The organism is Microbacterium sp. 22195, assembly GCF_052056515.1.
Classification (GTDB): Bacteria; Actinomycetota; Actinomycetes; order Actinomycetales; family Microbacteriaceae; genus Microbacterium.
Map to the genome: position 1 here is coordinate 116190 of NZ_JBQEPE010000007.1, position 21787 is coordinate 137976.

The following is a 21787-nucleotide window of genomic DNA, read 5'->3' on the forward strand; positions in this document are numbered from 1 at the left end:
GCGGAACATCTCCGGTTCCTGAGCGAGCGGAGCGAGACGAAGGGCCGACCTGGGATACTGGTCGTGCCGCAGTGCTGCGGCTGAGGGGAGTGACACATGGCCGACTACGAGACGATCCTTGTCGAACAGCGAGGACGGGTGGGCTGGATCACCCTCAACCGGCCGGAGGCGCTCAACGCCCTGAACGGTCAGGTGTCCGAGGAGGTCGCGGACGCGGCATCCGCCTTCGACGCGGATGAGGGCGTCGGCGCCATCGTCGTCACCGGCTCCGAGAAGGCCTTCGCCGCGGGCGCGGACATCAAGGAGATGGAGTCGAAGACCGGTGCCGAGATGATCGCCACCGACCACTTCGGCGCATGGACCCGCTTCGCCGCCGTGCGCACCCCCGTGATCGCGGCCGTCTCCGGCTACGCGCTGGGTGGCGGATGCGAGCTGGCGATGATGTGCGACATCATCCTGGCGGGCGACAACGCCGTGTTCGGCCAGCCCGAGGTCAACCTCGGGGTGATCCCCGGCATGGGCGGCACGCAGCGTCTGATCCGCGCGGTCGGCTACTACAAGGCCGCCGAGATCGTGCTGTCCGGCCGCATGGTGAAGGCCGACGAGGCGGAGCGCATCGGCCTCGTGTCGCGCGTGGTGCCGGCATCCGAGCTGCTCGACGAGGCCGCGAAGCTCGCCGAGACCATCGCGTCGAAGTCGCTGCCGTCGATCTACGCCGCGAAGGCGACTCTGGATGCCGCGATGGAGACGTCGCTCACCGACGGCCTCGCCGTGGAGAAGGCGACGTTCGCCGCCCTGTTCGACACCGCGGACCAGAAGGAGGGGATGGCCGCCTTCCGCGAGAAGCGCCCCCCTCACTTCCAGCACCGATGAGCGCCATGACAGAGGTGCTGCCGGACGACGCCGACCTGACCCTCTCGGTGTCGGACCGTCGTGAGCTCGTGGAGTGGACGATCGCCTGCGCCGAGCGGATGCTGCCGCTCTTCCTCGCCGAGAGGCCGGACGACACCCGCCCGCAGGAGGCACTGGATGCGGCGCGTGCGTTCCTGCGCGGTGAGCTGAGCATCGAGGCCGTGCGCGAGAAGGCGTTCGCCTGCCACGCGGCTGCGCGTGAGGCGGACGACCCGTCGGCGCTCGCCGCCGCGCGGGTGTGCGGTCAGGCCGCCGCGGTCGCGCACATGGCCGGGCATGCCCGCCAGGTGCCGCGGTACACGGCCAAGGCCTTCCCCGGCGACCGCTCGCGGCGTGACGAGGAGCTCGCCTGGCAGCGCATGAACGTCCCCGAGCGCTTCGACCACTACGTCTACGACGGCGACTGAGCGCGGCCTCGCCCCGAGGGTTCAGACCGCGACCCTGTCGTCCTGCTCCTCGGCCGCGTGGGCGGCGTCGAGGTGGGCCCGCACCGCAGCCCGGCCGGGCAGCAGGGTGCTGGCGCCCGCCGCGATCACCAGTCCCGCGACGGAGATCCAGGTCGACGCGGTGAGAGCATCGAGCACGTGCTCCCGGCTCCAGTCGTCGCCCGTGACGGCGAAGAACACGGTGGTCGACACGGCCACTCCCACCGCGGCGCCCAGCTGCTGGAACGTGCTGTACGCGCCGGAGGCCGCACCCGCGTCGGCTACCGGCACGGTGGCGAGGGCGACGTCGACCAGGGGGATGATCAGCATCGCCAGACCGATCCCGGCCACGGCCATCGGCACGGCGGACTGCCACCCGGTGAAGCCGGCTCCACCCGTCGTCACGGTCCACAGCGTCGCCAGCGTCCCCGCCGCCATCACCAGCGCACCCGCCGTGACCAGGGCCCGACCGAGCCGGGGCACCAGGGGGACCACGAAGCCGGTGCCGACCATGGCCCCCAGGCTGAACGTCAGCAGGGTCAGGCCCGCGGCGAGCGCGTCGAACGACAGGGCGAGCTGCAGGTAGAGGATGAGCGGCAGCACGAAGGCGTTCATCGCCCCCTGGAACATCGCCTGGGTCACGATGCCGGCCGAGAAGCCGCGATCGCGGAACAGCGGCATCGGCAGCAGTGCCGAGCCGTCGCGCTGCATCCGGCGCACCGAGTGCAGGACGAACCAGGCGCCGAACAGCGCTCCGCCCACGACCAGGGCCCACAGCCAGCCCGGCCAGCCCAGCTCCCGCCCCTCGATCAGCGGGACCATGAAGCCGGCGATCGCGGCCACCAGCAGCGCGACGCCGACGAGGTCGAGCCGCATCGCGCGGGCCGAACGCGTGTCGGGCACGAACCTCACCGCCAGCGCGACGATCGCGATGCCGACCGGGACGTTGACGAGGAAGATGCTGCGCCAGCCCAGACCCCAGATGTCGGCGTCGACGAGCCACCCGCCGAGCACCGGTCCGACCACGGCCGCGATGCCGCTGACGGCGCCGATGATGCCGAACAGCGGCGCGCGCTCGCGCGGGGCGTACAGTGCCTGCACGCTCGCCAGCAGCTGAGGCACCATGAGGGCGGCGAACAGTCCCTGGGCGACGCGCAGCGCGACGAGCATCTCCGCGGAGACGGCGGCTGCGGCCAGTGCCGACACGAGCGTGAAGCCCGCGATGCCGGTCAGGAACACGCGGCGGCGCCCGAAGATGTCGCCCAGCCTGCCGCCCGTCACGAGCGCCGCGGCGAACGCGAGCATGTATCCCGACACGATCCACTCCAGTGCGCCGGAGCCGGCATCGAGGTCGCGCCCGATCGCCGGCAGGGCCACCTGCACGATGGTCACATCGAGCAGATCCATGAACGCGGCGAACAGCAGGATGCCGATGGCGAGGCCGCGGCGGGGGAGATTGTCCATCGTGGGGTCCCTTCCTAGAATGAGGTGTCTCCAGATCGGAATATTCCCGAAGTGGGATCGTCCCGATATGGGAATAATAGGAAGGCGTCCTGATGATGTCAAGCGACCCCGAACTGACCCGTGGACTGCTCGACCGGATCCAGCGGTTCATCGGCAGTGCCGTGCTCACCAACGAGCGCATCGCCCGATCGCTGGGCATCAACGTGGTCGACCTGCAGGCGCTCGGCATGATCGCGCGCGCCGGTGATCGGCTCACCACGGGGGAGGTCAGTCAGCTCACCGAGCTGCCGACGAGCACCACCACCCGTGTGCTGGACCGGCTCGAGCGCAACGGCCTGATCGCGCGGGACGCCGACCCGGCCGACCGCAGGCGCGTCGTCGTGCGCATCTCGGATCACGCCGCCGAGCTGCTGGGCAGGGGCGGCGACGACGATCCGTACGCGCCGATCCTCGAGCGCATGGGGCGCGTGAACGCGCTCTTCACGCCGGGCGAGCTCGAGACCGTCGTCCGGTACTTCGATGCGATGGAGGCCGCGTCCGCGGGCGACTCCGCCTGAGCGCAGGCCGCGATCAGCCGCGCAGCTCCTCCAGAGCCTTCGCCAGACGGCGCTCGCGGGTGGCGTCCTGCTTCGCCTCGGCGATGCCGCGGGCCAGCTCCTTGCGGCGCGTGTAGGAGAGGGTGTCGAAGGCCGCCTTGGCGGCCGGATCGGAAGCCAGCGCCTCGGCCAGGGCATCCGGGATCTCCACCGTGCGCTCGGCGGCATCCGCGGCGATCACGACGTCGAACTCGTCTCCCAGCTCCACCCCCATCTCGGCGCGCACCGCCTTGCTGAACCCGATCAGGTTCTGCCCGCCCATGCGAGCCAGACGCAGTCGCGCCGTGCGGCCGCCGATCGCGACGACGACGGGGAAGGCCTTGGCCGTGCTGAGGAGCGCCACCTCGTCGTCGTCCAGCACGATCGCCCCCGCGGGGCCCATCGGCTGCAGGATCTTGTGCGCTCTCAGCTCGCTCATGCCGGCCATCCTACGTGCCGGCGGGATCTGGATCGACGGCTTCCGCCGAGCGCAAGGGGGTGCCGCACACGGATGCGCCCGGGTAGCTTCGCCGGCATGAGCGACGTGACGATCTTCGCCCCCTCGCCGATCCTCACCGTGACGGTCGAGAACTCGGGCGATGCCGATGAGATCCACATCCACGCGGGCGGGCAGGGCGTGTGGCAGGCGCGGATGCTGCGCCGCCTCGGCGTCTCGGTGACGATGTGCTGCTCGCTGGCGGGGGAGGCCGGCCAGGTCATCCGGCACCTGCTCGAGGACGACGGGGTGACGGTGGTCGGCATCGAGCGGCCTGGCAGGGCATCCGCCTACGTGCAGGACCGACGCGGCGGGGAGCGCGCGGAGATCGGCACCGAGGTCGGCGATCCGCTCGCCCGGCATGAGCTACTGCGGCATCCGCGCGGCAGGGTGATCAACGTGAACGTCCCCAACACGGTCGAGTCGCGCGGGATGGTCGAGGCCGACCTCGCCCCGTTCGGAATCGTGCAGACCACGCTGACGCAGCAGGATGAGCACCATGTGCGCCTGGCGGTCGAGGATCTGCCCCGCGAACCCGTTCCCGGGAGCGACGCCACGCTCCTCGCCGACGGCTGGATCACCGTGACGGGCCTCGACCCCGTCTCGCACGTGCCGCTGGGCATCGTGGCTGAGGTCGGCGCGGGGTGAGGATGCTCAGCCGAAATGCGCGGTGATCGCGTCGTTGCGCTCGGTGATCACGGCGACCAGATGTCGGCGCATGACCAGTGCGTCCACCAGTCGGCCGAGCGGACCGAACGGGGAGCGGAACTCGAGGGTGTCCCGCATGAGCGTGCCGCCCTCGGCGGGCAGGAACTCGTGGGTGTGCCGGAACTCCGCGAACGGACCCCTCGTCTGCCGGTCGCGGAACCTGCGTGGTCGGTCGACGTCGAAGACCACCGACGACATCCGGAAGCGGATGCCGAAATGCCGGGCGCTCCAGGTCACCTCATCGCCCTCGCGCATCGTCCCGGTGGTGACGCCGGCGACCGCGCGCTCGCCGCGCGAGCTCTGCGAGGCCAGGTGCAGTCCGACGTCGAGGGAGATGTCGAACACGTCCTCGGGCGACACGGCGACGATGCGCTCCAGGACGAAGGAGGCCATCAGAGCGGGTCGGGGACCGGGCGGGGGTCGGTGAAGTCGCCGGCGTTCTTGCGCATCCGGGCCACGATGCCGACCAGGGCGCTCGCATCGTCGGCGTCGATGCCTGGACTGCGGAACACGTCTGTGTTCAGCGCGCGGGTGGCGCGCTCGACGAGGTCGCGCCCGGTCTCGGTGAGGGTGAGCAGTGCGGCGCGGCCGTCATGGGGGTGCGGCTCGCGCAGCACGAGACCGTCGCGCACCAGCCGCTCCGCCGTGCTCGTGACGCTCGTCGCGTGCACCTGCAGGCGGGCGACCACGCTCGACAGCGGCAGCGTGCCCGACCTGCTGAACGCCAGCAGCCGCAGCACCTCGTACCGCGCGAACGTCACGCCGAAGGGCTTGAGGGTGGCATCCACCCGCGCCAGCAGCAGCTGCTGCGCCCGCATGACGGAGGTGACGACGGCCATGCCGTCGGCCGCGTCTTCCCAGCCGTGCGCGAGCCATTGCCGTTTCGCTTCGGCGAGCGGATCGATCGACAGGGGGCGAGGGCGGGCCATGCCCCCACGTTAGTCGCATGCGGCGCCGGGGATGCAGCAAGCGACGGAACTCAGTACCATGAGAAGTGACATCCGATTTCAGGCTCTGAATCGGTGCGGCAGAAGGCGCCCGACTACAATCGACACAGGCGCGAGGAGGCTCGATGAAGATCTACGTCCTGGTGAAGGAAGTCCCCGACACCTACGGTGACCGCAAGCTCGATCTCGAGACGGGATTGGCCGATCGCGGGGCGGGTGACGTCGTCCTCGACGAGATCACCGAGCGCGCGCTCGAGGTCGCCCTGTCCTATGCCGACAAGAACGCCGGCACCGAGGTGGTCGCCCTATCGATGTCGCCCGAGTCCGCGACGGCGTCCGTCCGTCGCGCACTGGCGATCGGTGCGGCATCCGCTGTGCACGTGGTCGACGAGCAGCTGCGCGGCGCCGACCTCGGCCTCACCGCGGCGACTCTGGCGGCGGCGATCCGCCGTGGTGAGCCCGACCTGGTGATCACCGGCAACCTGTCCACCGACGGCTCCGGCGGCGTGATCCCCGCGATGCTCGCAGAGCACCTCGGCTTCACGCAGGCCACCGCGCTGAGCGCGGTGGAGATCACCGAGGGTCAGGTCAGCGGCACGCGCTCCGGCGACGCCGGCACGCAGCAGGTCACGGCGGCGCTGCCCGCCGTCATCTCCATCACCGAGGCCCTGCCCGACGCGCGCTTCCCGAACTTCAAGGGCATCATGGCGGCGAAGAAGAAGCCCCTCGAGTTGCTCTCGCTCGCCGACCTGGGCGTCTCGGCCGACCCGGCCGAGGCCCCGCACACGATCATGACCGCCGTCTCCGAGAAGCCGCCGCGCGCGGCCGGGGTCAAGATCGTCGACGAGGGCGATGCCGCCGCACAGCTCGTCGAGTTCCTCGCGCAGAACAGGCTGGTGTGAACATGGGCTACCCCGAGAAGTCGATCCTCGTCCTCGCCGACGTCGCCCCCGACGGCGAGGTGCTTCCCAGCACCGCCGCGCTGATCGGTGCCGCGTCGTCCATCGGCGCCCCCGTCGCCCTGATCGTCGGCGGCTCGCCGGCCGCGGCCGAGGCCGTGGCGGGGATGGGCGCGCAGGTCGTGCTCACCGCAGACGGCGATGCTGCAGCGCTCACCGTCCCGATCGTCGACGCCCTGCAGACGGCGTACCAGCAGGTGCACCCGGATGCCGTGCTGATCTCCAACTCGATCGCGGGACGTGACGTCGCCGGACGCCTCGCCGTCCGGGAGCGGCTCGCCCTGTCCGTGGACGCCGTCGGCGTCTCGCGCGACGACGAGGGCGTGGTGGCGCACCACTCGGTCTTCGGCGGCTCGTTCCAGTCCGACTCGGCGCCCACCTTCGGCGCCCCGGTCGTCACCGTGCGACTCGGCGCCGTCGACACCCGCGCGGAGGCGGCACCGCTCGTCACCGAGGCGCTCACCGTCACCGCGTCGGAAGCCCCCGCGGCATCGGCCGGTGAGGTCGCCGCCGAGGAGAAGACCTCGTCGCGGCCCGACCTGCGAGGGGCCGCCAAGGTCGTCTCCGGTGGTCGGGGGCTCGGCTCCAAGGAGCAGTTCGTACTCGTCGAGCAGCTGGCGGATGCCCTGGGTGCCGCCGTCGGCGCCTCGCGCGCAGCCGTCGACGCCGGGTACATCCCCTACGCGCACCAGGTCGGCCAGACCGGCGTCTCGGTCTCGCCGCAGCTGTACATCGCCCTCGGCATCTCCGGCGCGATCCAGCACCGCGCCGGTATGCAGACCGCCAAGACCATCGTCGCGATCAACAAGGACGGCGAGGCGCCGATCTTCGACGTGGCCGATTTCGGCATCGTCGGTGACGTGTTCACCATCGTCCCGCAGCTGATCGAGGCGATCGAAGCGCGGAAGAAGTAGCCATGGCCACTCGGATGCTGCGCCGCGGCCTGCCGCGGGTCAAGGGCGGCGAGGCCTGGCCGTCCCCGATCGAGGTCGAGATCGCGGATGCCGTGGCTGTCGACGCTGCTGCCGCCGACGCTCCCGCTGCCGGAGCGGCGGCGGCCCCTGCCGTCGCGGACCCCGCGGCGTCGAGTGCACCGCTTCCTGCCGAGAGCACCGGAAACGTGCGCGAACAACTGGTGCAGTCGACGGGATCCGGTGCAGTCGCAGCGGCGGAGGCCGGAGCTTCCGCATCGCCCGCGCCTTCCGTGCCCGCAGCTCCCGGGGTCGCAGTCCCCGCGGGTGCCTCCCTGCGCCGCGGGCTCCCGCGGGTCGCGGGTGGCGACCCGTGGCCCCCGGCATCCGCTGCTCCCGCCGCAGCCGCATCGAGTGCACCGCTTCCCGTCGAGAGCACCGCAGGCGTGCGCGAACAAGTGGTTCCCTCGGCAGCATCCGGTGCAGTCGACGTGCAGGACGCGCCCGTGGCCGCCAAGGTCGAGGCTGCGCCGTCCGCGGCATCCGATGTCCCCGTCGCGGTGCTGACCGACGGCGCCGCCCTGCGCCGCGGGCTCCCGCGCGTCGCCGGCGGCGACCCGTGGCCGCCGGCCGGTGTGGCGCGCGTCGCAGAAGCATCCGCCGTGCCCGCGGGCGCGGCGACCGAGGGTGCGGAGACCGCCTCGCCGGGTCTCACGACCCAGGAGGCCGCACCGGGCGCGACGACCCAGGTCGCCGTCGTCGATCAGAAGGCGGCCGCTGTGGCATCCGCCAAGACGGACGTCTCCATCCCGCTGCCCTTCACGCGCACGGTCTGGGCGGGGACGGCTCCGCGCCACGTCGCCCAGCCCGAGGAGCAGCCTTCGAAGCTGCGACCGACGTGGCCGCAGGCGATCGGCGGCCTGCTCGGCCTGTTCGCCGCAGGGCTGCTCGCGGTCTCGGCCGTGTTCCTGGTGCGCACCTTCCTCAGCACCTCCTTCATGCAGGACTTCCTCACCACCTACCCGGGTGAGTACCACGTCGACGTCGCTCCCGGGTTCGCCCCGTGGGTGGGCTGGCAGCACTTCTTCAATATGTTCCTGATGGTGCTGATCATCCGCTCCGGTCTGCGCGTGCGCACCGAGAAGCGGCCCACGGCGTTCTGGACGCCGCGCGGTCAGAAGAAGAGCAAGATCAGCCTGACGCTGTGGTTCCACCAGTCGCTCGACCTGCTGTGGATGATCAACGGCGTGGTGTTCGTGGTGCTGCTGTTCAGCACCGGGCACTGGTTGCGCCTGGTGCCCACCAGCTGGGAGGTCTTCCCGAACGCGCTGTCCGCGGGCCTGCAGTACGTCTCCTTCGACTGGCCCACCGACAACGGCTGGGTGAACTACAACAGCCTGCAGCAGCTGGCCTACTTCACGACCGTGTTCCTGGCGGCGCCGCTCGCGGCGATCACCGGCTTCCGGATGTCGGGTCTGTGGCCCAAGAAGGCCGAGAAGCTGTCGAAGGCGTACCCGATCGAGTGGGCGCGCGCCGTGCACTTCCCCGTGATGCTGTACTTCGTGGCGTTCATCGTCGTGCACGTCGCGCTGGTCTTCCTGACCGGTGCGCTGCGCAACCTGAACCACATGTTCGCATCGATGGGCTCGGTCGACGGCGTGGAGTACGCCGCGAACTGGACCGGCTTCTGGGCGTTCGTGCTGGCGATCGCCGTGATCGTGGCCGGATGGTTCGCCGCGCGTCCGCTGGTGCTGGCGCCCATCGCGAGGCTGTTCGGGCAGGTGTCCGGACGCTGACCCGTCATCGCGGCTCATCATCGACGCCCCCTCCGATCCTCGTGATCCGGAGGGGCGTCGACGTTCAGAGGGTGCCGGCGAGGGATGCTTCTCACCGCCGGCGCGGGTGAGGCTCAGCATCCGTCTTTCTTCGAGGTAAAGAACGGCGGATCTTGAGTGGTCACAGTCTGAGAAGTGGGACAGTTCTTCCACCCCGATCAGTAGTCTGAGCGAAACGTGAATCCGGCGCGGACGCCGGACGGAAGGATCGCGATGACGCAGATCGGAATCGTGCAGGAGGGGCCGGATGAGGCGCGGGTCGCCGCGACCCCGGCCACCGTGCAGAACCTGTTGAGACTCGGCTACCAGGTGGCCGTCGAGGAGGGCGCGGGCACGCGCTCCTCGTATTCGGATGAGGAGTACCGCCGCGCCGGTGCGACGGTCGTGCCGCGGGCGGATGCCTGGGGCAGCGCCGTCGTGCTGAAGGTGAACCCGCCGACGGAAGCGGAGATCGGTCTGCTCTCGGCGGGGACGACGCTGGTCGGCCTGCTGTCCCCGGCGCTGCGGCCCGACCTGGTCGAGGCGCTCGCGGCGCGCGGGGTCACCGCCCTGGCGCTGGACGCGGTGCCGCGGATCTCGCGCGCGCAGTCCATGGATGTGCTGACCTCGATGGCCAACATCTCGGGCTACCGTGCGGTCGTCGAGGCCGCGCACGAGTTCGGCCGTTTCTTCACCGGCCAGGCCACCGCGGCCGGCAACGTGCCGCCCGCCAAGGTGCTCGTCGCCGGTGCCGGTGTCGCCGGTCTCGCCGCGATCGGTGCGGCGGCCCGGCTGGGCGCCATCGTGCGGGCGACGGATCCGCGAGCCGAGGTCGCCGACCAGGTCACCTCGGTCGGCGGCGTCTACCTGCCCGTCGACGTCGCCGTGGAGAAGTCCACCGACGGCTACGCCAAGGCCACCAGCGAGGACTACAACCGCCGCGCGGCCGAGATCTACACGGAGCAGGCGGCCGACGTCGACATCATCATCACCACCGCCCTCATCCCGGGGCGCGCGGCGCCGCGCCTGATCACGGCATCCGACGTCGCCCTGATGAAGCCGGGCAGCGTGATCGTCGACATGGCCGCCGGCCAGGGCGGAAACGTCGAGGGCTCGGTCGCAGGCGAGCGCACGGTCACCGACAACGGCGTGATCATCCTCGGCTACACCGACCTCGCCTCGCGGCTCTCCGCCCAGGCGTCCCAGCTGTACGGCACGAACGTCGCCAACCTGGTCGCCCTGCTCACCCCGAACAAGGACGGCGCTCTCACGATCGACTTCGACGACGTCGTGCAGCGATCGGTCACGGTCGTGCGCGACGGCGAGGTCACCTGGCCGCCGCCCGCCGTGCAGGTCGCGGCGGCACCGGCATCCGCTCCCGCCGCTGCTGCCGCGGAGGTCCCCGCGAAGCAGCCGCTGTCGGTCGGGAAGAAGGTCGGCCTGATCGTCGCCGGCATCGCGGCGCTGTTCCTCGTGAACGTCTTCGCGCCCGCACCGCTGCCGCAGCACTTCACGGTGCTCATGCTCTCGGTCGTGATCGGCTTCTACGTGATCGGCAAGGTGCACCACGCGCTGCACACCCCGCTCATGTCCGTCACCAACGCGATCTCGGGCGTGATCATCGTCGGCGCGATGCTGCAGATCACGGACGCGAATCCCGTCGTGCAGGTGATCGCGGCCGTCGCCGTGCTGGTCGCCAGCATCAACATCTTCGGCGGCTTCGCCGTGACCCGCCGAATGCTCAGCATGTTCGTGAAGGGCGGAAGCAAGTGACCGTCGACGCCATCGCCGGCGGCGCCTACATCGTCGCCGCACTGCTGTTCATCCTGAGCCTCGCCGGGCTCAGCCGCCATGAGACCGCCCGTGCGGGCGTGATCTACGGCATCGTCGGCATGGCCATCGCCCTGCTGTCGACCCTCGCCCTCACCGTCGCGGATGCCTGGGGCGGAGCGGGCTCCGCGCTCGGACTCACCCTGATGGCCGTCGGCGTGCTGGTCGGCGCCGCCATCGGACTGTGGCGCGCCAAGGTCGTGCAGATGACCCAGATGCCCGAGCTGATCGCCATGCTGCACAGCTTCGTGGGAATCGCGGCCGTGCTGGTCGGCTGGAACGGGTACCTGGCGCATGAGCCCATCGCCGAGAATCTGGTCGGCATCCACAACGCCGAGGTGTTCATCGGCATCTTCATCGGCGGGGTGACCTTCACCGGATCGATCGTCGCGTACCTGAAGCTGTCGGCGAAGATGTCGTCGCGCCCGCTCATGCTGCCGGGCAAGAACGCGCTGAACATCGGGGCGCTCGTGCTGTTCCTGGCGCTCACGGTCTGGTTCGTGATGGACCAGCAGCTCTGGCTGCTCATCGCCGTCACCCTGCTGTCCTTCGCGCTCGGCTGGCACCTGGTCGCCTCGATCGGCGGCGGCGACATGCCAGTGGTCGTCTCGATGCTGAACAGCTACTCGGGATGGGCGGCGGCCGCGGCCGGCTTCCTGCTGAACAACGATCTGCTGATCGTGACCGGTGCGCTGGTGGGCTCCTCGGGTGCGTACCTGTCGTACATCATGTGCAAGGCCATGAACCGGTCGTTCATCTCGGTGATCGCCGGTGGGTTCGGGATCGTGGCATCCGCCTCGAGCGACGAGGACTACGGCGAGCACCGCGAGGTCACCGCCGAGTCCGCCGCCGCGATGCTCGAGAGCGCCTCCAGCGTGATCATCACCCCCGGCTACGGCATGGCCGTGGCGCAGGCGCAGTACCCGGTCGCCGACCTGGTCGCCCGGCTGCGCGAGCGGGGTGTGGACGTGCGGTTCGGCATCCACCCGGTCGCCGGCCGCCTGCCAGGGCACATGAACGTGCTGCTGGCCGAGGCGAAGGTGCCGTACGACATCGTGCTGGGCATGGACGAGATCAATGATGACTTCGCCTCGACGAGCGTCGTCCTGGTGATCGGCGCCAACGACACCGTGAACCCGGCGGCCGCCGAGGATCCGGGCAGCCCGATCGCGGGGATGCCGGTGCTCAAGGTGTGGGAAGCCGAGAACGTGATCGTGTTCAAGCGCTCGATGGCCGCGGGCTACGCCGGTGTGCAGAACCCGCTGTTCTTCCGCGAGAACGCGCACATGCTGTTCGGCGACGCCAAGGAGCGGGTGGAGGACATCATCCGCGCCCTGTGATCGGCGGAACATGAGTGCGGCCCTCCCGGATATCCGGGAGGGCCGCACTCATGATGTCTGCGCTCAGCGCACGAATCGCACCTCGGTGAGGGTCTCGCCCAGGAACGGCTCGGTGTGCGCGGCGCCGTCCAGGGTGAAGCCGTTGCGCTCGTAGAAGCGGTGCGCGCGGGGGTTGTCCTCGGCCACCCACAGGTACAGGGACTCGTCCTTGTCGACGGCGGCGTCGAACAGCTTCTGGCCGATGCCGGTGCCGTGCCACGCGTCGAGCAGGTAGATGAAGTACAGCTCGCGCAGCGACGGTGCATCCTTGTCGCGGGCGGGACCCGAGCCCACGAAGCCGACGATCTCGCCGTCGACGAGCGCGGCGCTCATCTTGAAGTCCTCGCCCTGGCGGGCCCAGTTCACCCACAGCTCCGCGAGGCGCTTGGGGGAGATCCGCTCGAGGGCGGCCTTGCTGATCAGGTGGTCGTAGGTCTCGTGCCACGTCTGCGCGTGCACGCGACCCAGGGCCTCCGCATCCGCATCGCGGACCGGACGGACGATGATCTCGGGCTGGGCTTCGGCGCTCATGCCGCGACTCTACGCGCGCTTTCGCGGCAGGTGAAATCGAGTGGACCGTGCATGACGCGTATGTCGTCATCCGACAACCGGATTGCGGCAGTGGTTGCCGATAGCTACTGTCGATGCTCGTGAATGTGATCTGGCGCACCCTCCTCGTCATCCTCCAGGCGCGGAGCCGCGTGCGTCGGGGGCGCACGGTGGATTCCGCCGAGGTCGGCCGCATCCGGCTCACCACCCTCCCGACGGACATCGACATCCTGCGGCACATGAACAACGGCCGGTACCTGTCGCTGTTCGATCTGGGACGCTGGGACCTGCTCATCCGCACCGGGCTCTTCGACGCGATGAAGGAGCGCGGCTGGTACGCCGTGGTCTCCAGTGAGACGGTCACCTTCCGCAAGTCGCTGCAGCTGTGGCAGCGCTTCGACGTCGAGTCCCGTTTCATCGGCCACGACGAGAAGGCGGTGTTCATGGAGCACCGCGCGGTCGTCGACGGCGAGGTCTACGCGCGGGTCATCGTGCGTGCGCGGATGATGCGCCGCAGTGGCGGCACGGTGGGTCACGATGAGCTGTTCGCCGCGGTCGGCACCCCCGCCGGGGTGCCCGACATCGACGACTGGATCCACGACTGGGCCACGGCATCCGCTCTGCCCCCGACGAGGAAGCCGGCGCCCAGCGTCTGGAGATGAGCCTCACGCCCCCGGAGGACGGACGGTCCCCTCTAAGCTGAGAGGCGTCATCGAGGGGGAATCATGTCGTACGATCCGAACGCGGGCGAGCCCGCGCAGCCGCAGCAGCCGCCTGTCCCGCCGCAGTACCAGCCTCCGGGCGCGGTTCCGCCGGTGAACCAACCGCCGGCTCCTCAGCAGCCGACGTACCAGCCGCAGCCCGGATACACCCAGCCCGCGCAGCCCGGCTACACGCAGCCCCAGCCCGGTCAGCCGCAGGCGCCGCAGCAGCCGCCCTACGTCGGCTACGCGCAGCAGCCCGGGTACAGCCCGCAGGGCTACCCGGTCACGTCCTACCCCGGGTACGGCGCGGCACCCGGGCAGCTCCCGAACCCAGGCGTCGGCGGACTCGCGATCGCGGCGATCATCGTGTCGGGCGTCGCCTTCCTGAGCGGCTGGATCCCGATCGTCGGCGTCGTCCTCGCGCTCGTCGGGCTCGTGCTCAGCATCTTCGCGATCCGCAGCGGCCGGGGCAAGGTGCTCGGCATCATCGGCACGATCCTGGCCAGCATCGCGCTGCTGTTCGGCGCGTTCATGACGACCATGATCTTCGTCGTCGCACCGTGGAACGACACGTCGAGCAGCTCCTCCGATCCCTGGTCCGTCGAGACGCCCTCGGCCGCCCCCGACGACACTGCCTTCGATGAGGCAGAGGCCGCGGCGGTCTCCGGCCAGCTCATCGAGACGCCGTGCTGGAGCTATGACGGCCCGAAGCACTTCACCGACAACATCTCCGCGGACGAGGCCGGCGCCTGCTACGGCCAGCTCGAGCTGTGGGGCGAGTACGACGAGAACGGCAACTTCGTCCCCACCGGCTACGGCGAGACCGCCGGGCAGATCACCGTGGAGCCGGTCAGTTCGGCGACCGCCGCGAAGTACTCCGACGGCACCGACCTGAGCGCGACCGTGGACGCCCTGGAGAAGCCCTACCTCAGCACGGTCGGCGGCACGATCTCGAGCCTGCACGAGGAGACCACGCTGGGCGGCGTGCCCGCGAACATCACACGCATCGACAGCGACGTGGCCGAGACGCAGATGAAGGTGGTGCTGACCACATTCTCGCCGCAGCCCTACGACATCGAGGGCAACCAGCGCCGGCTGTTCCTGATCAGCATCACCACCCCGTACTCGAACGGTGAGGAGCAGCTGCAGCAGCTCCTGGACAGCTGGGAGTGGCGCTGAGCACGCGCCCGCTCCACGACTCGCGATAGCGTGATGCCGTGAAGGCGATCCTCGTCACGGCCGGGCGTGCGCTGGCCCGGCACTGGCCCGCGATGCTCGCGTGGTACCTCGGCGGCATCGCCGTGCACTACGTCATCGTGCAGTTCGCGGGCATCGTCGGCGCGCACTCCGCCACGGTGGGGTTCCTCATCCTCCCGATCGCGATCCTGGCGCGGCTCATCAGCTACGTCGCGATGTTCCTGGTGCTGCGCGACGGGCTGCGCGAGCTCAACGCGATCGCCCCGCTGCCGGAGTCCGCCGCCGACCGCCGCCGCACCTTCCTCACCGCGCTGCTCGCCGGCATCCTGCCCTTCCTCGCCGTCTACTGGGGGCAGGGCCTGCTGGCGGAGGACGTCGTGGCGTACTCCGCGCGCGCCCTGCGCGAGCGCACCGACATCATCTTCCAGGCGGCGCTGACGCCCGGACAGAAGCTGAGCACCGATGACACGGTGCTGAACCTGCCGCTGAACGTGTGGACGATCGCGATCATCGTGGTCGCCTTCGCGGCTCGCTGGGCGTGGACCAAATGGCAGCAGCGCATCCCCGGCTGGGTCTCGCTGATCGCGGTGTACCTCGAAGTGGTCTGGGTGTTCTTCTCGGTGATCGTGATCGGCGACGTCACCGACCGCGTCAAGGCCTGGGTGGACACCCGCGCCGCGATGGCGTGGCTCGAGCAGGTGCGCGAGAACGTGCTGGATGCCGTCGCGCCGCTGCGCTGGGCCTGGGACGGCATCGGCTGGCTGCTCGGCGAGGCGGGGCCGATCCTGCTCGCCCCGCTGGCCTGGCTCACGATCGGCGGCGTGGTCTACGGGCAGGCGATCGTCGCCGAGAAGCTGCGGATCGAGAACGAGCTGCTGGCGAACCTGCGCGAGCACGCCGCCGTGGTGCCCAACCCGATCATGCGACGGCTGAAGGACCTCGGCGACGAGCTCGGCTCCCGCTTCGTGCCGATCGGGCGCGCGCTGCTGCTGATGTGGCGGGCGGGTCCCGTGCTGATCGCCTCCTACGCGCTGCTGCACGTCGCGGTGAAGACCCTGGAGACCTACCTGCAGTACGGGGCCGTTCGCCTGATCGGCCCGCACGACCTGGTGTTCTGGGGCATCGCGCTGCCGCTGGTCTCTCTGGTGCCGGTGATGCTGACGGAATCGCTGCGCGTCGCGGTGATCGCCGGCGCATACGACGCGACTCTGGGCCGGCTGCGCCAGCGTCAGCAGAAGAAGGTGGACGCCGGCGTCGTCGAGCAGGCCGAGGCCGACGTGCGTGCCGTGGCGGATGCCGCCGGCGTGCTGCCGGATGCCGTCCTCGAGGCGGGCCTGAAGCCGGACACCACGGGAGGTCAGGGGTCGATGGAGAACCTGACGAACCGTCCGTCGCCGCGGGGATCGACCTCGAGCCAGAACGGCCCGGTGACGTCGTCCGGAACCACGAACCCGACGGTCAGCGAGAACGGCTGAGCCGACTCCGGGTCCTTCTCGTCCGCCAGATCGCTGACGCACTTGTCGTTCTCGTCGTAGCTGTACGCGAGGCCGATCTCGGAGCGCATCGGCGTCCATTCGCGCCCGGTGCTCTGCTGCACGAGCACCGGTGGGTCGCAGGAGACGGCCTTGCCGTCGGGCGTCACCGGCACGATCGCGGCGAGCAGGCGGGCGCCCTTCGGCATGTCGAGCTTGCTGGTGTCGGTGATCTCTCCGCTTCGGATCGGACCCCATTCCGCGCCGGAGAGCTTCACCGTACCCTTGTCCGGGACCTCGACCGCTGTCACCTTGCGCGCCCCGTAGCCGTAATAGGAGTACCACTCGTTCCAACCCACGCCGATGCCGATCGCAGGGACCAGCACCAGCAGCGCGACGAGCGCCACGCGGTTGGTGCGCCACCAGCCGGGCTGCTTCGGCGCGGGCGTCTGCGATTCCGGAGTGTCTGCGACGAGGGGCGTCGGGATCGTCATGTGTGCGTCCAGTGCGTCGTGGGGAGGGTGATGGCATCCTCCACCGGGATGTCGCCCAGGTCGATCGTCAGTTCGACGAGGCCGTCGTAGCGGGCATCCGACGGGATGCCCAGACGCAGCGTTCCCGTTCCCTTGAGCGCGTCCGCGGGCAGTTCGAAGGCCACGGCGCCACTGCGCGGCACGCCGGGGACGAGCCGCTGGCGGAAGAAGCTCTCGACGCGCTCGGTGGCACGGAACGTGCGTCCGCCGACCGTCAGCTCGGCGAACCCGAGCGTTGCGCCGGACTGGGAGTCGAGGGCCTCGGCATCCACGTCGATCACCACCCAGGTGCTCTCCAGCGTCCGTCCCGTCGGGTCGGCGATGGTGCGCGCCGCGCGCACATCCGTGACGGTGAGCGTGAGGTTGCGCGCGGTGGCGGCGTGGCCGACCGTGGCGGGCGTGAGGAAGCTCGCCTCGGATGAGCCGTCCGGCAGGGCCACGGCGTTCAGCACCCACGCGCCGGCGAGCAGCACGAGCGTGAGGAGCCAGGGGAGCACCTTCTTCATGGGGTGTCCTCCTCGCTCGCGGGGATCTCCTCGACGGCCGCGGTGAGGGTCGCGCCCACCACCACCTCGTCCCAGATGTCCACGCCCCGCTGCACGTTGGTGCCGACGCTGTGCGTGGAATCGGGAAGGGTCAGACGCACCTCGTCGCCGTCGTGCAGCTCATCCGGTCCGACGACCCACGACAGCACGAGCCGGACGGGGACGCCCGGCTGCAGCCAGACCGACCCGCCGCTCGCGTCGGCGTAGGCGATGACCGGCTTCTCGTCGATGCCGTCGACGTGGATGCCGTCGACGGCGGGGGACGGACTGCCGCTCCCGGTCGCGAGCCGGGGCTTGCCGAAGGTGTTCACCACGTCGACGATCACGGCGAGGACCTTCTCGTGCTTCTCCTTGTCGGGGAAGGATGCCGCATTGCCGCGCTCCGCGCGGAGCTCGACGCCCTGCACCGTCATCTCCAGGTCGGACCCGGAGTACTGCCCGCCGATGGACACTGTGGGTGCCGGCTTCGGCGAGACGGTCTGCAGGCCTCCGAACGCCGCCGTCGCCGCCAGCAGCACCGCGCCGCCGGCCGTGATCAGCCACGGCGTCGGGATCAGGCTCGCCATGCGCCGCACCCGGGTGAGCAGAGTCCTCTCCTGCACGGGCGAGGGCGGGGCGGCGTTCACGTGATCAGCATAGGGTGACTTTCCGCCGCCGCCACCGGGTTCAGCCGCCTTCCCGCGCGGTCGGGACCTACGCTGGGATCATGTCTGAGCAGCCGTCCGTCGCACCCGGGGCGCGTCTGGAGGACGCCGCCGTCGAACTCGCCCGTCGCTGGGTGCAGGAGGAGGCGTCGATCCCCGTCGATCCCGCCGCGCAGCGCCTGGCCGGCGTGCTGCGCGATCCGAACGGCCTGCCGTTCACACTGGGGTTCGTCGACGGCGTCATGCGGCCCGAGAGCGCCGCCGCCGCGGCATCCAACCTGCACCGCGTCGCGCCGCTCGCTCCCGGGTTCCTGCCCTGGTACCTGCGCGGGGTCGTGCGCCTGGGTGGCGGGGTCGCGCCGGTGCTGCCGCTGCCGACCGTGCCGATCGCGCGGCGGGTGCTCCGCGAGATGGTCGGTCACCTGATCGTGGATGCCCGCCCGGAGAAGCTCGGCGCTGCGCTGGAGAAGCTGCGCGAAACGGGTCATCGGCTGAATCTCAACCTGCTGGGCGAGGCCGTGCTGGGCGAGGCCGAGGCCAAGCGCCGGCTCGACGGCATCCACGACCTCGTCCGTCGCGACGACGTCGATTACGTGTCGGTGAAGGTCTCGGCGGTCATGAGCCGCATCTCGATGTGGGCGTTCGACGACGTGGTGGAGGACGTGATCGAGCGGCTCACGCCCCTGTATCTGACGGCCGCCTCGAATGGCACTTTCATCAACCTCGACATGGAGGAGTACAAGGACCTCGACCTGACCATCGCGGTGTTCACTCGCATCCTCGAGGACCCGCGGCTGAAGAACCTCGAGGCGGGCATCGTGCTGCAGGCCTATCTGCCCGATGCGCTGCCCGCCATGCGCGAGCTCACCGCCTGGGCGCGCGACCGCGTGGAGCACGGCGGCGCGCCCATCAAGGTGCGCCTGGTCAAGGGCGCGAACCTCGCGATGGAGAAGGTGGACGCCGTCATGCACGGCTGGACGCAGGCTCCCTACGGCTCCAAGCTCGACACCGACGCCAACTACCTGCGCTGCCTGGACGAGGCGTTCCAGCCGCGCAACGTCGCCGCAGTGCGGGTCGGCGTGGCCGGGCACAACCTGTTCGACATCGCCTTCGCCTGGCTGCTCGCGGGCGAGCGCGGTGTGCAGGACTCGGTGGAGTTCGAGATGCTGCTCGGGATGGCGCAGGCCCAGGTCGCCGCCGTCTCGCGCACGGTCGGGCCGGTGCTGCTGTACGTGCCCGTGGTGCATCCGCACGAGTTCGACGTAGCGATCAGTTACCTGGTGCGCCGCCTGGAGGAGAACGCGTCGCCCTCGAACTTCCTCTCGGCCGCCTTCGACCTCGCGCAGGACCGCTCGCTGTTCGAGCGGGAGCGGCTGCGCTTCGTCGACTCCGTCAGCCGCGCCCGCGACCACTCCCTGCAGATCGGCCCGCGCCGGGTGCAGAACCGCACGGCGCCGCTGCACGAGTCGGTGCGCCCGATGACCAGGCCCAGAGCCGAGACCGAGGACCTCACCGGTCTGGTGCTCGGCATCGCCCGCGGCTCCTCAGGGGATGACGACGAGTACGGAGCCGACGACGACCCGTTCCTGCAGACCGCGGTGTACTCCCGTCAGGAGGTGGCGGGCTCCGCCGCCGGTGCGCCCGGGTTCGTGAACACACCGGACAGCGATCCGGCGCTCGCCGCGAACCGCGACTGGGCGCGCGGGATCTTCGAGCGCGTCTCCGCGGCAGGACTGTCCGATCTCGGGGTCGCGACCCTGCGGGCCGCCCGGATCGAAGACGAGCGGATGCTGGCGCACACCGTCACGCGCGTGCGTGATGCAGCATCCGGCTGGGGCTCCCGCCCGGCATCCGAACGCAGCGAGGTGCTGCTGCGCGCCGCAGCCGCTCTCGCCGGCCGCCGCGCCGAGTTCATCGAGGTCGCGGCGATCGAGACCGGCAAGACGTTCGCCGAGGGCGACGTCGAGGTGAGCGAGGCCGTCGACTTCGCGAAGTACTACGCCGCCACCTGCCGTGAGCTGGACGGCATCGCGGGCGCCGCGTTCGAGCCCTCCCGGGTGACCGTCGTGACGCCGCCCTGGAACTTCCCGATCTCCATCCCCGCGGGCGGCGTGCTCGCCGCGCTCGCCGCGGGGTCGGGGGTCGTCTTCAAGCCGGCTCCGCAGGCACGGCGCTGCGCGGCCGTCATCGCCGAGGCGCTGTGGCAGGCGGGCATCCCTCGCGACGTGCTGGTGCTCGCCGACGTGGAGGAGGGTGAGCTCGGACGGCAGCTGATCTCGCACCCGGACGTGGATCGCGTGATCCTCACGGGCTCGTGGAACACCGCGGCGCTGTTCCGGTCATGGCGGAGCGACCTGCCGCTGCTCGCGGAGACCAGCGGCAAGAACGCCATGATCATCACCCCGACCGCCGATCTCGACCTCGCCGTCGCCGACCTGGTACACAGCGCGTTCGGGCACGCGGGGCAGAAGTGCTCGGCGGCGTCGCTGGCGATCCTGGTCGGGCCGGTCGGCCGGTCCAAGCGCTTCGCCCGGCAGCTGGTCGACGCCACCCGTTCGCTGCGCGTGGCCTGGCCAGGCGACCCCCAGGCGGAGGTCGGGCCGGTGATCGAGAAGCCGCAGGGCAAGCTCGCCTGGGCGCTGACGCAGCTGGAGGGCGAGGAGAAGTGGCTGGTCGAGCCGCGCTCGCTGGATGAGAGCGGAAGGCTGTGGAGTCCCGGCATCCGGGTGGGAGTGCAGCCCGGTTCGCGCACGCACCGCGAGGAGTTCTTCGGGCCGGTGCTCGGCATCATGCACGCCTCCACGCTGTCGGAGGCGATCCGGATGCAGAACGCCGTGGCGTACGGATTGACCGCGGGCCTGCACACCCAGGACCCCGCCGATCTGGCGCTGTGGCTGGACGAGGTGCAGGCCGGAAACCTGTACGTGAACCGCGGGATCACCGGCGCGATCGTGCAGCGTCAGCCGTTCGGCGGGTGGAAGCGCTCCTCGGTCGGCCCCGGCGCGAAGGCCGGCGGTCTGAACTACCTGATCGGGCTGGGCTCGTGGCGCTCGCGCCCTCGCGGCAAGTCGTCGAGCACGCTGCATCTGCGCGGGCTGGACGTCAAGATCTCCGGTCTCATCGAGTCGGCGCAGCCCTCGCTCGACTTCGACTCCTTCGAGTGGCTGCGGCAGGCGGCGCTCTCGGATGCCGTGGCCTGGGACCGCGAGTTCGGTCAGGTGCGCGACGTCTCGCAGCTGGGCGTGGAGCGCAACCTGTTCCGGTACCGGCCGCTGCCGGTGACGGTGCGGGCCGCGTCGGACGCATCCCTGGCCGCGATCCTGCGCGTGGTGCTCGCCGGCATCCGCTCGGGAGCGGACTTCTTCGTGTCGGTGCCGGACGGAGTGCCCGCGGGAGTGCGCGCCGAGCTCGTCGCGCTCGAAGTGCCCGTGGCGGTGGAGAGCGACGAGGAGTGGATCGAGCGGATCCGCCGCCCGGCTCCGGACGCGACCCGCGTCGGACGGGTGCGTCTCATCGGCGGACGCGATGCCGTGGCCGACCTGCATCGCGCGCTCGCTGAAGCGGTCGAGGGGGACCCCGACCTCGCCGTGTACGACAACGAGGTGACCTCGGCAGGGCGGCTCGAGCTGCTGCCGTTCGTGCACGAGCAGGCGATCTCCATCACCGCGCACCGCTTCGGCACTCCGGATCCCTGGAGCGCCGAGGTGATCTGAGCGGAAACCG

Annotated in this window: 21 protein-coding genes; 13 read left to right on the forward strand and 8 right to left on the reverse strand. The window is 70.5% G+C overall.

Features of this window, described 5'->3' with window-relative positions; all coding sequences use genetic code 11:
• The first annotated feature begins 96 nt into the window (after positions 1-96).
• Together ACTJJ4_RS17040 and ACTJJ4_RS17045 are read left to right on the forward strand one after the other, a co-directional pair.
• Positions 97-873, forward strand: coding sequence for an enoyl-CoA hydratase-related protein (locus ACTJJ4_RS17040; RefSeq protein WP_440944416.1), 777 nt, complete (start codon positions 97-99; stop codon positions 871-873).
• Between the two features lie 5 nt (positions 874-878).
• Positions 879-1319 (forward strand): putative immunity protein, encoded by a 441-nt coding sequence (locus ACTJJ4_RS17045; protein WP_440944417.1) that lies wholly within the window; start codon positions 879-881, stop codon positions 1317-1319.
• Positions 1320-1340: 21 nt separating this feature from the next.
• On the opposite strand, the gene ACTJJ4_RS17050 is transcribed toward ACTJJ4_RS17045, so the two are convergent.
• Entirely contained in the window at positions 1341-2801 is a 1461-nt protein-coding gene (locus ACTJJ4_RS17050) for an MFS transporter (protein WP_440944418.1), read from the reverse strand.
• A 92-nt stretch (positions 2802-2893) separates the two neighbouring features.
• Between ACTJJ4_RS17050 and ACTJJ4_RS17055 the strand changes: the two genes are divergently transcribed.
• Entirely contained in the window at positions 2894-3358 is a 465-nt protein-coding gene (locus ACTJJ4_RS17055) for a MarR family winged helix-turn-helix transcriptional regulator (protein ID WP_440944419.1), read from the forward strand.
• Between the two features lie 13 nt (positions 3359-3371).
• Here the strand turns inward: ACTJJ4_RS17055 and ACTJJ4_RS17060 are convergent, their stop codons facing one another.
• Entirely contained in the window at positions 3372-3815 is a 444-nt protein-coding gene (locus ACTJJ4_RS17060) for a YdeI/OmpD-associated family protein (protein WP_440944420.1), read from the reverse strand.
• Positions 3816-3911: 96 nt separating this feature from the next.
• Here ACTJJ4_RS17060 and ACTJJ4_RS17065 point away from each other — a divergent pair, with 96 nt between their 5' ends.
• A complete protein-coding gene (locus ACTJJ4_RS17065; RefSeq protein ID WP_440944421.1) occupies positions 3912-4520 on the forward strand; it encodes a hypothetical protein in 609 nt (202 codons plus the stop codon).
• Positions 4521-4526: 6 nt separating this feature from the next.
• On the opposite strand, the gene ACTJJ4_RS17070 is transcribed toward ACTJJ4_RS17065, so the two are convergent.
• Both ACTJJ4_RS17070 and ACTJJ4_RS17075 read right to left on the reverse strand, forming a co-directional pair.
• Positions 4527-4973 carry an SRPBCC family protein gene (locus ACTJJ4_RS17070; RefSeq protein ID WP_440944422.1) on the reverse strand — a complete coding sequence of 149 codons (447 nt, stop codon included), beginning with the start codon at positions 4971-4973 and terminating at the stop codon, positions 4527-4529.
• Positions 4973-5509 (reverse strand): MarR family winged helix-turn-helix transcriptional regulator, encoded by a 537-nt coding sequence (locus ACTJJ4_RS17075; RefSeq protein WP_440944423.1) that lies wholly within the window; start codon positions 5507-5509, stop codon positions 4973-4975. The genes ACTJJ4_RS17070 and ACTJJ4_RS17075 overlap by 1 nt, the downstream gene beginning before the upstream one ends.
• Positions 5510-5652: 143 nt before the next feature.
• Between ACTJJ4_RS17075 and ACTJJ4_RS17080 the strand changes: the two genes are divergently transcribed.
• The 5 genes from ACTJJ4_RS17080 to pntB all read left to right on the forward strand — a co-directional run bounded on the left by ACTJJ4_RS17080 (position 5653) and on the right by pntB (position 12381).
• On the forward strand, positions 5653-6429 hold the full coding sequence (locus tag ACTJJ4_RS17080) for an electron transfer flavoprotein subunit beta/FixA family protein (protein ID WP_440944424.1): 777 nt from the start codon (positions 5653-5655) through the stop codon (positions 6427-6429).
• 2 nt (positions 6430-6431) lie between these two features.
• Positions 6432-7400: an electron transfer flavoprotein subunit alpha/FixB family protein gene (locus ACTJJ4_RS17085; RefSeq protein ID WP_440944425.1), complete on the forward strand. Its 969-nt coding sequence runs from the start codon at positions 6432-6434 to the stop codon at positions 7398-7400.
• Between the two features lie 2 nt (positions 7401-7402).
• Positions 7403-9193, forward strand: a complete 1791-nt coding sequence (locus ACTJJ4_RS17090; protein WP_440944426.1) for a cytochrome b/b6 domain-containing protein — start codon at positions 7403-7405, stop codon at positions 9191-9193.
• 252 nt (positions 9194-9445) lie between these two features.
• Complete coding sequence (locus ACTJJ4_RS17095; RefSeq protein ID WP_440944427.1) at positions 9446-10984, forward strand: Re/Si-specific NAD(P)(+) transhydrogenase subunit alpha; 1539 nt, start codon at positions 9446-9448, stop codon at positions 10982-10984.
• Complete coding sequence (pntB, locus tag ACTJJ4_RS17100) at positions 10981-12381, forward strand: Re/Si-specific NAD(P)(+) transhydrogenase subunit beta (protein ID WP_440944428.1); 1401 nt, start codon at positions 10981-10983, stop codon at positions 12379-12381. Before ACTJJ4_RS17095 ends, pntB begins: the two co-directional genes overlap by 4 nt.
• 63 nt (positions 12382-12444) lie before the next feature.
• On the opposite strand, the gene ACTJJ4_RS17105 is transcribed toward pntB, so the two are convergent.
• Entirely contained in the window at positions 12445-12951 is a 507-nt protein-coding gene (locus tag ACTJJ4_RS17105; protein WP_292697196.1) for a GNAT family N-acetyltransferase, read from the reverse strand.
• 119 nt (positions 12952-13070) lie between these two features.
• Between ACTJJ4_RS17105 and ACTJJ4_RS17110 the strand changes: the two genes are divergently transcribed.
• From ACTJJ4_RS17110 to ACTJJ4_RS17120, 3 genes are all read left to right on the forward strand, one after another.
• Positions 13071-13631: an acyl-CoA thioesterase gene (locus ACTJJ4_RS17110; protein WP_440944457.1), complete on the forward strand. Its 561-nt coding sequence runs from the start codon at positions 13071-13073 to the stop codon at positions 13629-13631.
• Between the two features lie 63 nt (positions 13632-13694).
• A complete protein-coding gene (locus tag ACTJJ4_RS17115) occupies positions 13695-14852 on the forward strand; it encodes a hypothetical protein (protein WP_440944429.1) in 1158 nt (385 codons plus the stop codon).
• A 38-nt stretch (positions 14853-14890) separates the two neighbouring features.
• Entirely contained in the window at positions 14891-16345 is a 1455-nt protein-coding gene (locus ACTJJ4_RS17120; RefSeq protein WP_440944430.1) for a hypothetical protein, read from the forward strand.
• Here ACTJJ4_RS17120 and ACTJJ4_RS17125 read toward each other — a convergent pair.
• The 3 genes from ACTJJ4_RS17125 to ACTJJ4_RS17135 are packed head-to-tail and all read right to left on the reverse strand — an operon-like array spanning position 16228 to position 18046.
• A complete protein-coding gene (locus tag ACTJJ4_RS17125; protein WP_440944431.1) occupies positions 16228-16836 on the reverse strand; it encodes a hypothetical protein in 609 nt (202 codons plus the stop codon). The two genes, ACTJJ4_RS17120 and ACTJJ4_RS17125, sit on opposite strands and share 118 nt — an antisense overlap.
• The gene (locus ACTJJ4_RS17130; RefSeq protein WP_440944432.1) at positions 16833-17381 is read right to left on the reverse strand and encodes a hypothetical protein; all 549 of its coding nucleotides are present in this window, start codon (positions 17379-17381) and stop codon (positions 16833-16835) included. The genes ACTJJ4_RS17125 and ACTJJ4_RS17130 overlap by 4 nt, the downstream gene beginning before the upstream one ends.
• Positions 17378-18046, reverse strand: coding sequence for a hypothetical protein (locus tag ACTJJ4_RS17135; RefSeq protein WP_440944433.1), 669 nt, complete (start codon positions 18044-18046; stop codon positions 17378-17380). Before ACTJJ4_RS17135 ends, ACTJJ4_RS17130 begins: the two co-directional genes overlap by 4 nt.
• An 80-nt stretch (positions 18047-18126) precedes the next feature.
• Here ACTJJ4_RS17135 and ACTJJ4_RS17140 point away from each other — a divergent pair, with 80 nt between their 5' ends.
• On the forward strand, positions 18127-21777 hold the full coding sequence (locus tag ACTJJ4_RS17140; protein ID WP_440944434.1) for a bifunctional proline dehydrogenase/L-glutamate gamma-semialdehyde dehydrogenase: 3651 nt from the start codon (positions 18127-18129) through the stop codon (positions 21775-21777).
• Positions 21778-21787 lie beyond the last annotated feature (10 nt).

Coding starts and splice junctions, on each gene's coding strand:
- ACTJJ4_RS17085 (WP_440944425.1), top strand. CDS start 6,432: ATGGGCTACCCCGAGAAGTCGATCCTCGTCCTCGCCGACGTCGCCCCC.
- ACTJJ4_RS17130 (WP_440944432.1), bottom strand. CDS start 17,381: ATGAAGAAGGTGCTCCCCTGGCTCCTCACGCTCGTGCTGCTCGCCGGC.
- ACTJJ4_RS17090 (WP_440944426.1), top strand. CDS start 7,403: ATGGCCACTCGGATGCTGCGCCGCGGCCTGCCGCGGGTCAAGGGCGGC.
- ACTJJ4_RS17075 (WP_440944423.1), bottom strand. CDS start 5,509: ATGGCCCGCCCTCGCCCCCTGTCGATCGATCCGCTCGCCGAAGCGAAA.
- ACTJJ4_RS17115 (WP_440944429.1), top strand. CDS start 13,695: ATGTCGTACGATCCGAACGCGGGCGAGCCCGCGCAGCCGCAGCAGCCG.
- ACTJJ4_RS17105 (WP_292697196.1), bottom strand. CDS start 12,951: ATGAGCGCCGAAGCCCAGCCCGAGATCATCGTCCGTCCGGTCCGCGAT.
- ACTJJ4_RS17070 (WP_440944422.1), bottom strand. CDS start 4,973: ATGGCCTCCTTCGTCCTGGAGCGCATCGTCGCCGTGTCGCCCGAGGAC.
- ACTJJ4_RS17050 (WP_440944418.1), bottom strand. CDS start 2,801: ATGGACAATCTCCCCCGCCGCGGCCTCGCCATCGGCATCCTGCTGTTC.
- ACTJJ4_RS17045 (WP_440944417.1), top strand. CDS start 879: ATGACAGAGGTGCTGCCGGACGACGCCGACCTGACCCTCTCGGTGTCG.
- ACTJJ4_RS17125 (WP_440944431.1), bottom strand. CDS start 16,836: ATGACGATCCCGACGCCCCTCGTCGCAGACACTCCGGAATCGCAGACG.
- ACTJJ4_RS17065 (WP_440944421.1), top strand. CDS start 3,912: ATGAGCGACGTGACGATCTTCGCCCCCTCGCCGATCCTCACCGTGACG.
- ACTJJ4_RS17055 (WP_440944419.1), top strand. CDS start 2,894: ATGATGTCAAGCGACCCCGAACTGACCCGTGGACTGCTCGACCGGATC.
- ACTJJ4_RS17060 (WP_440944420.1), bottom strand. CDS start 3,815: ATGAGCGAGCTGAGAGCGCACAAGATCCTGCAGCCGATGGGCCCCGCG.
- ACTJJ4_RS17140 (WP_440944434.1), top strand. CDS start 18,127: ATGTCTGAGCAGCCGTCCGTCGCACCCGGGGCGCGTCTGGAGGACGCC.
- ACTJJ4_RS17080 (WP_440944424.1), top strand. CDS start 5,653: ATGAAGATCTACGTCCTGGTGAAGGAAGTCCCCGACACCTACGGTGAC.
- ACTJJ4_RS17095 (WP_440944427.1), top strand. CDS start 9,446: ATGACGCAGATCGGAATCGTGCAGGAGGGGCCGGATGAGGCGCGGGTC.
- ACTJJ4_RS17040 (WP_440944416.1), top strand. CDS start 97: ATGGCCGACTACGAGACGATCCTTGTCGAACAGCGAGGACGGGTGGGC.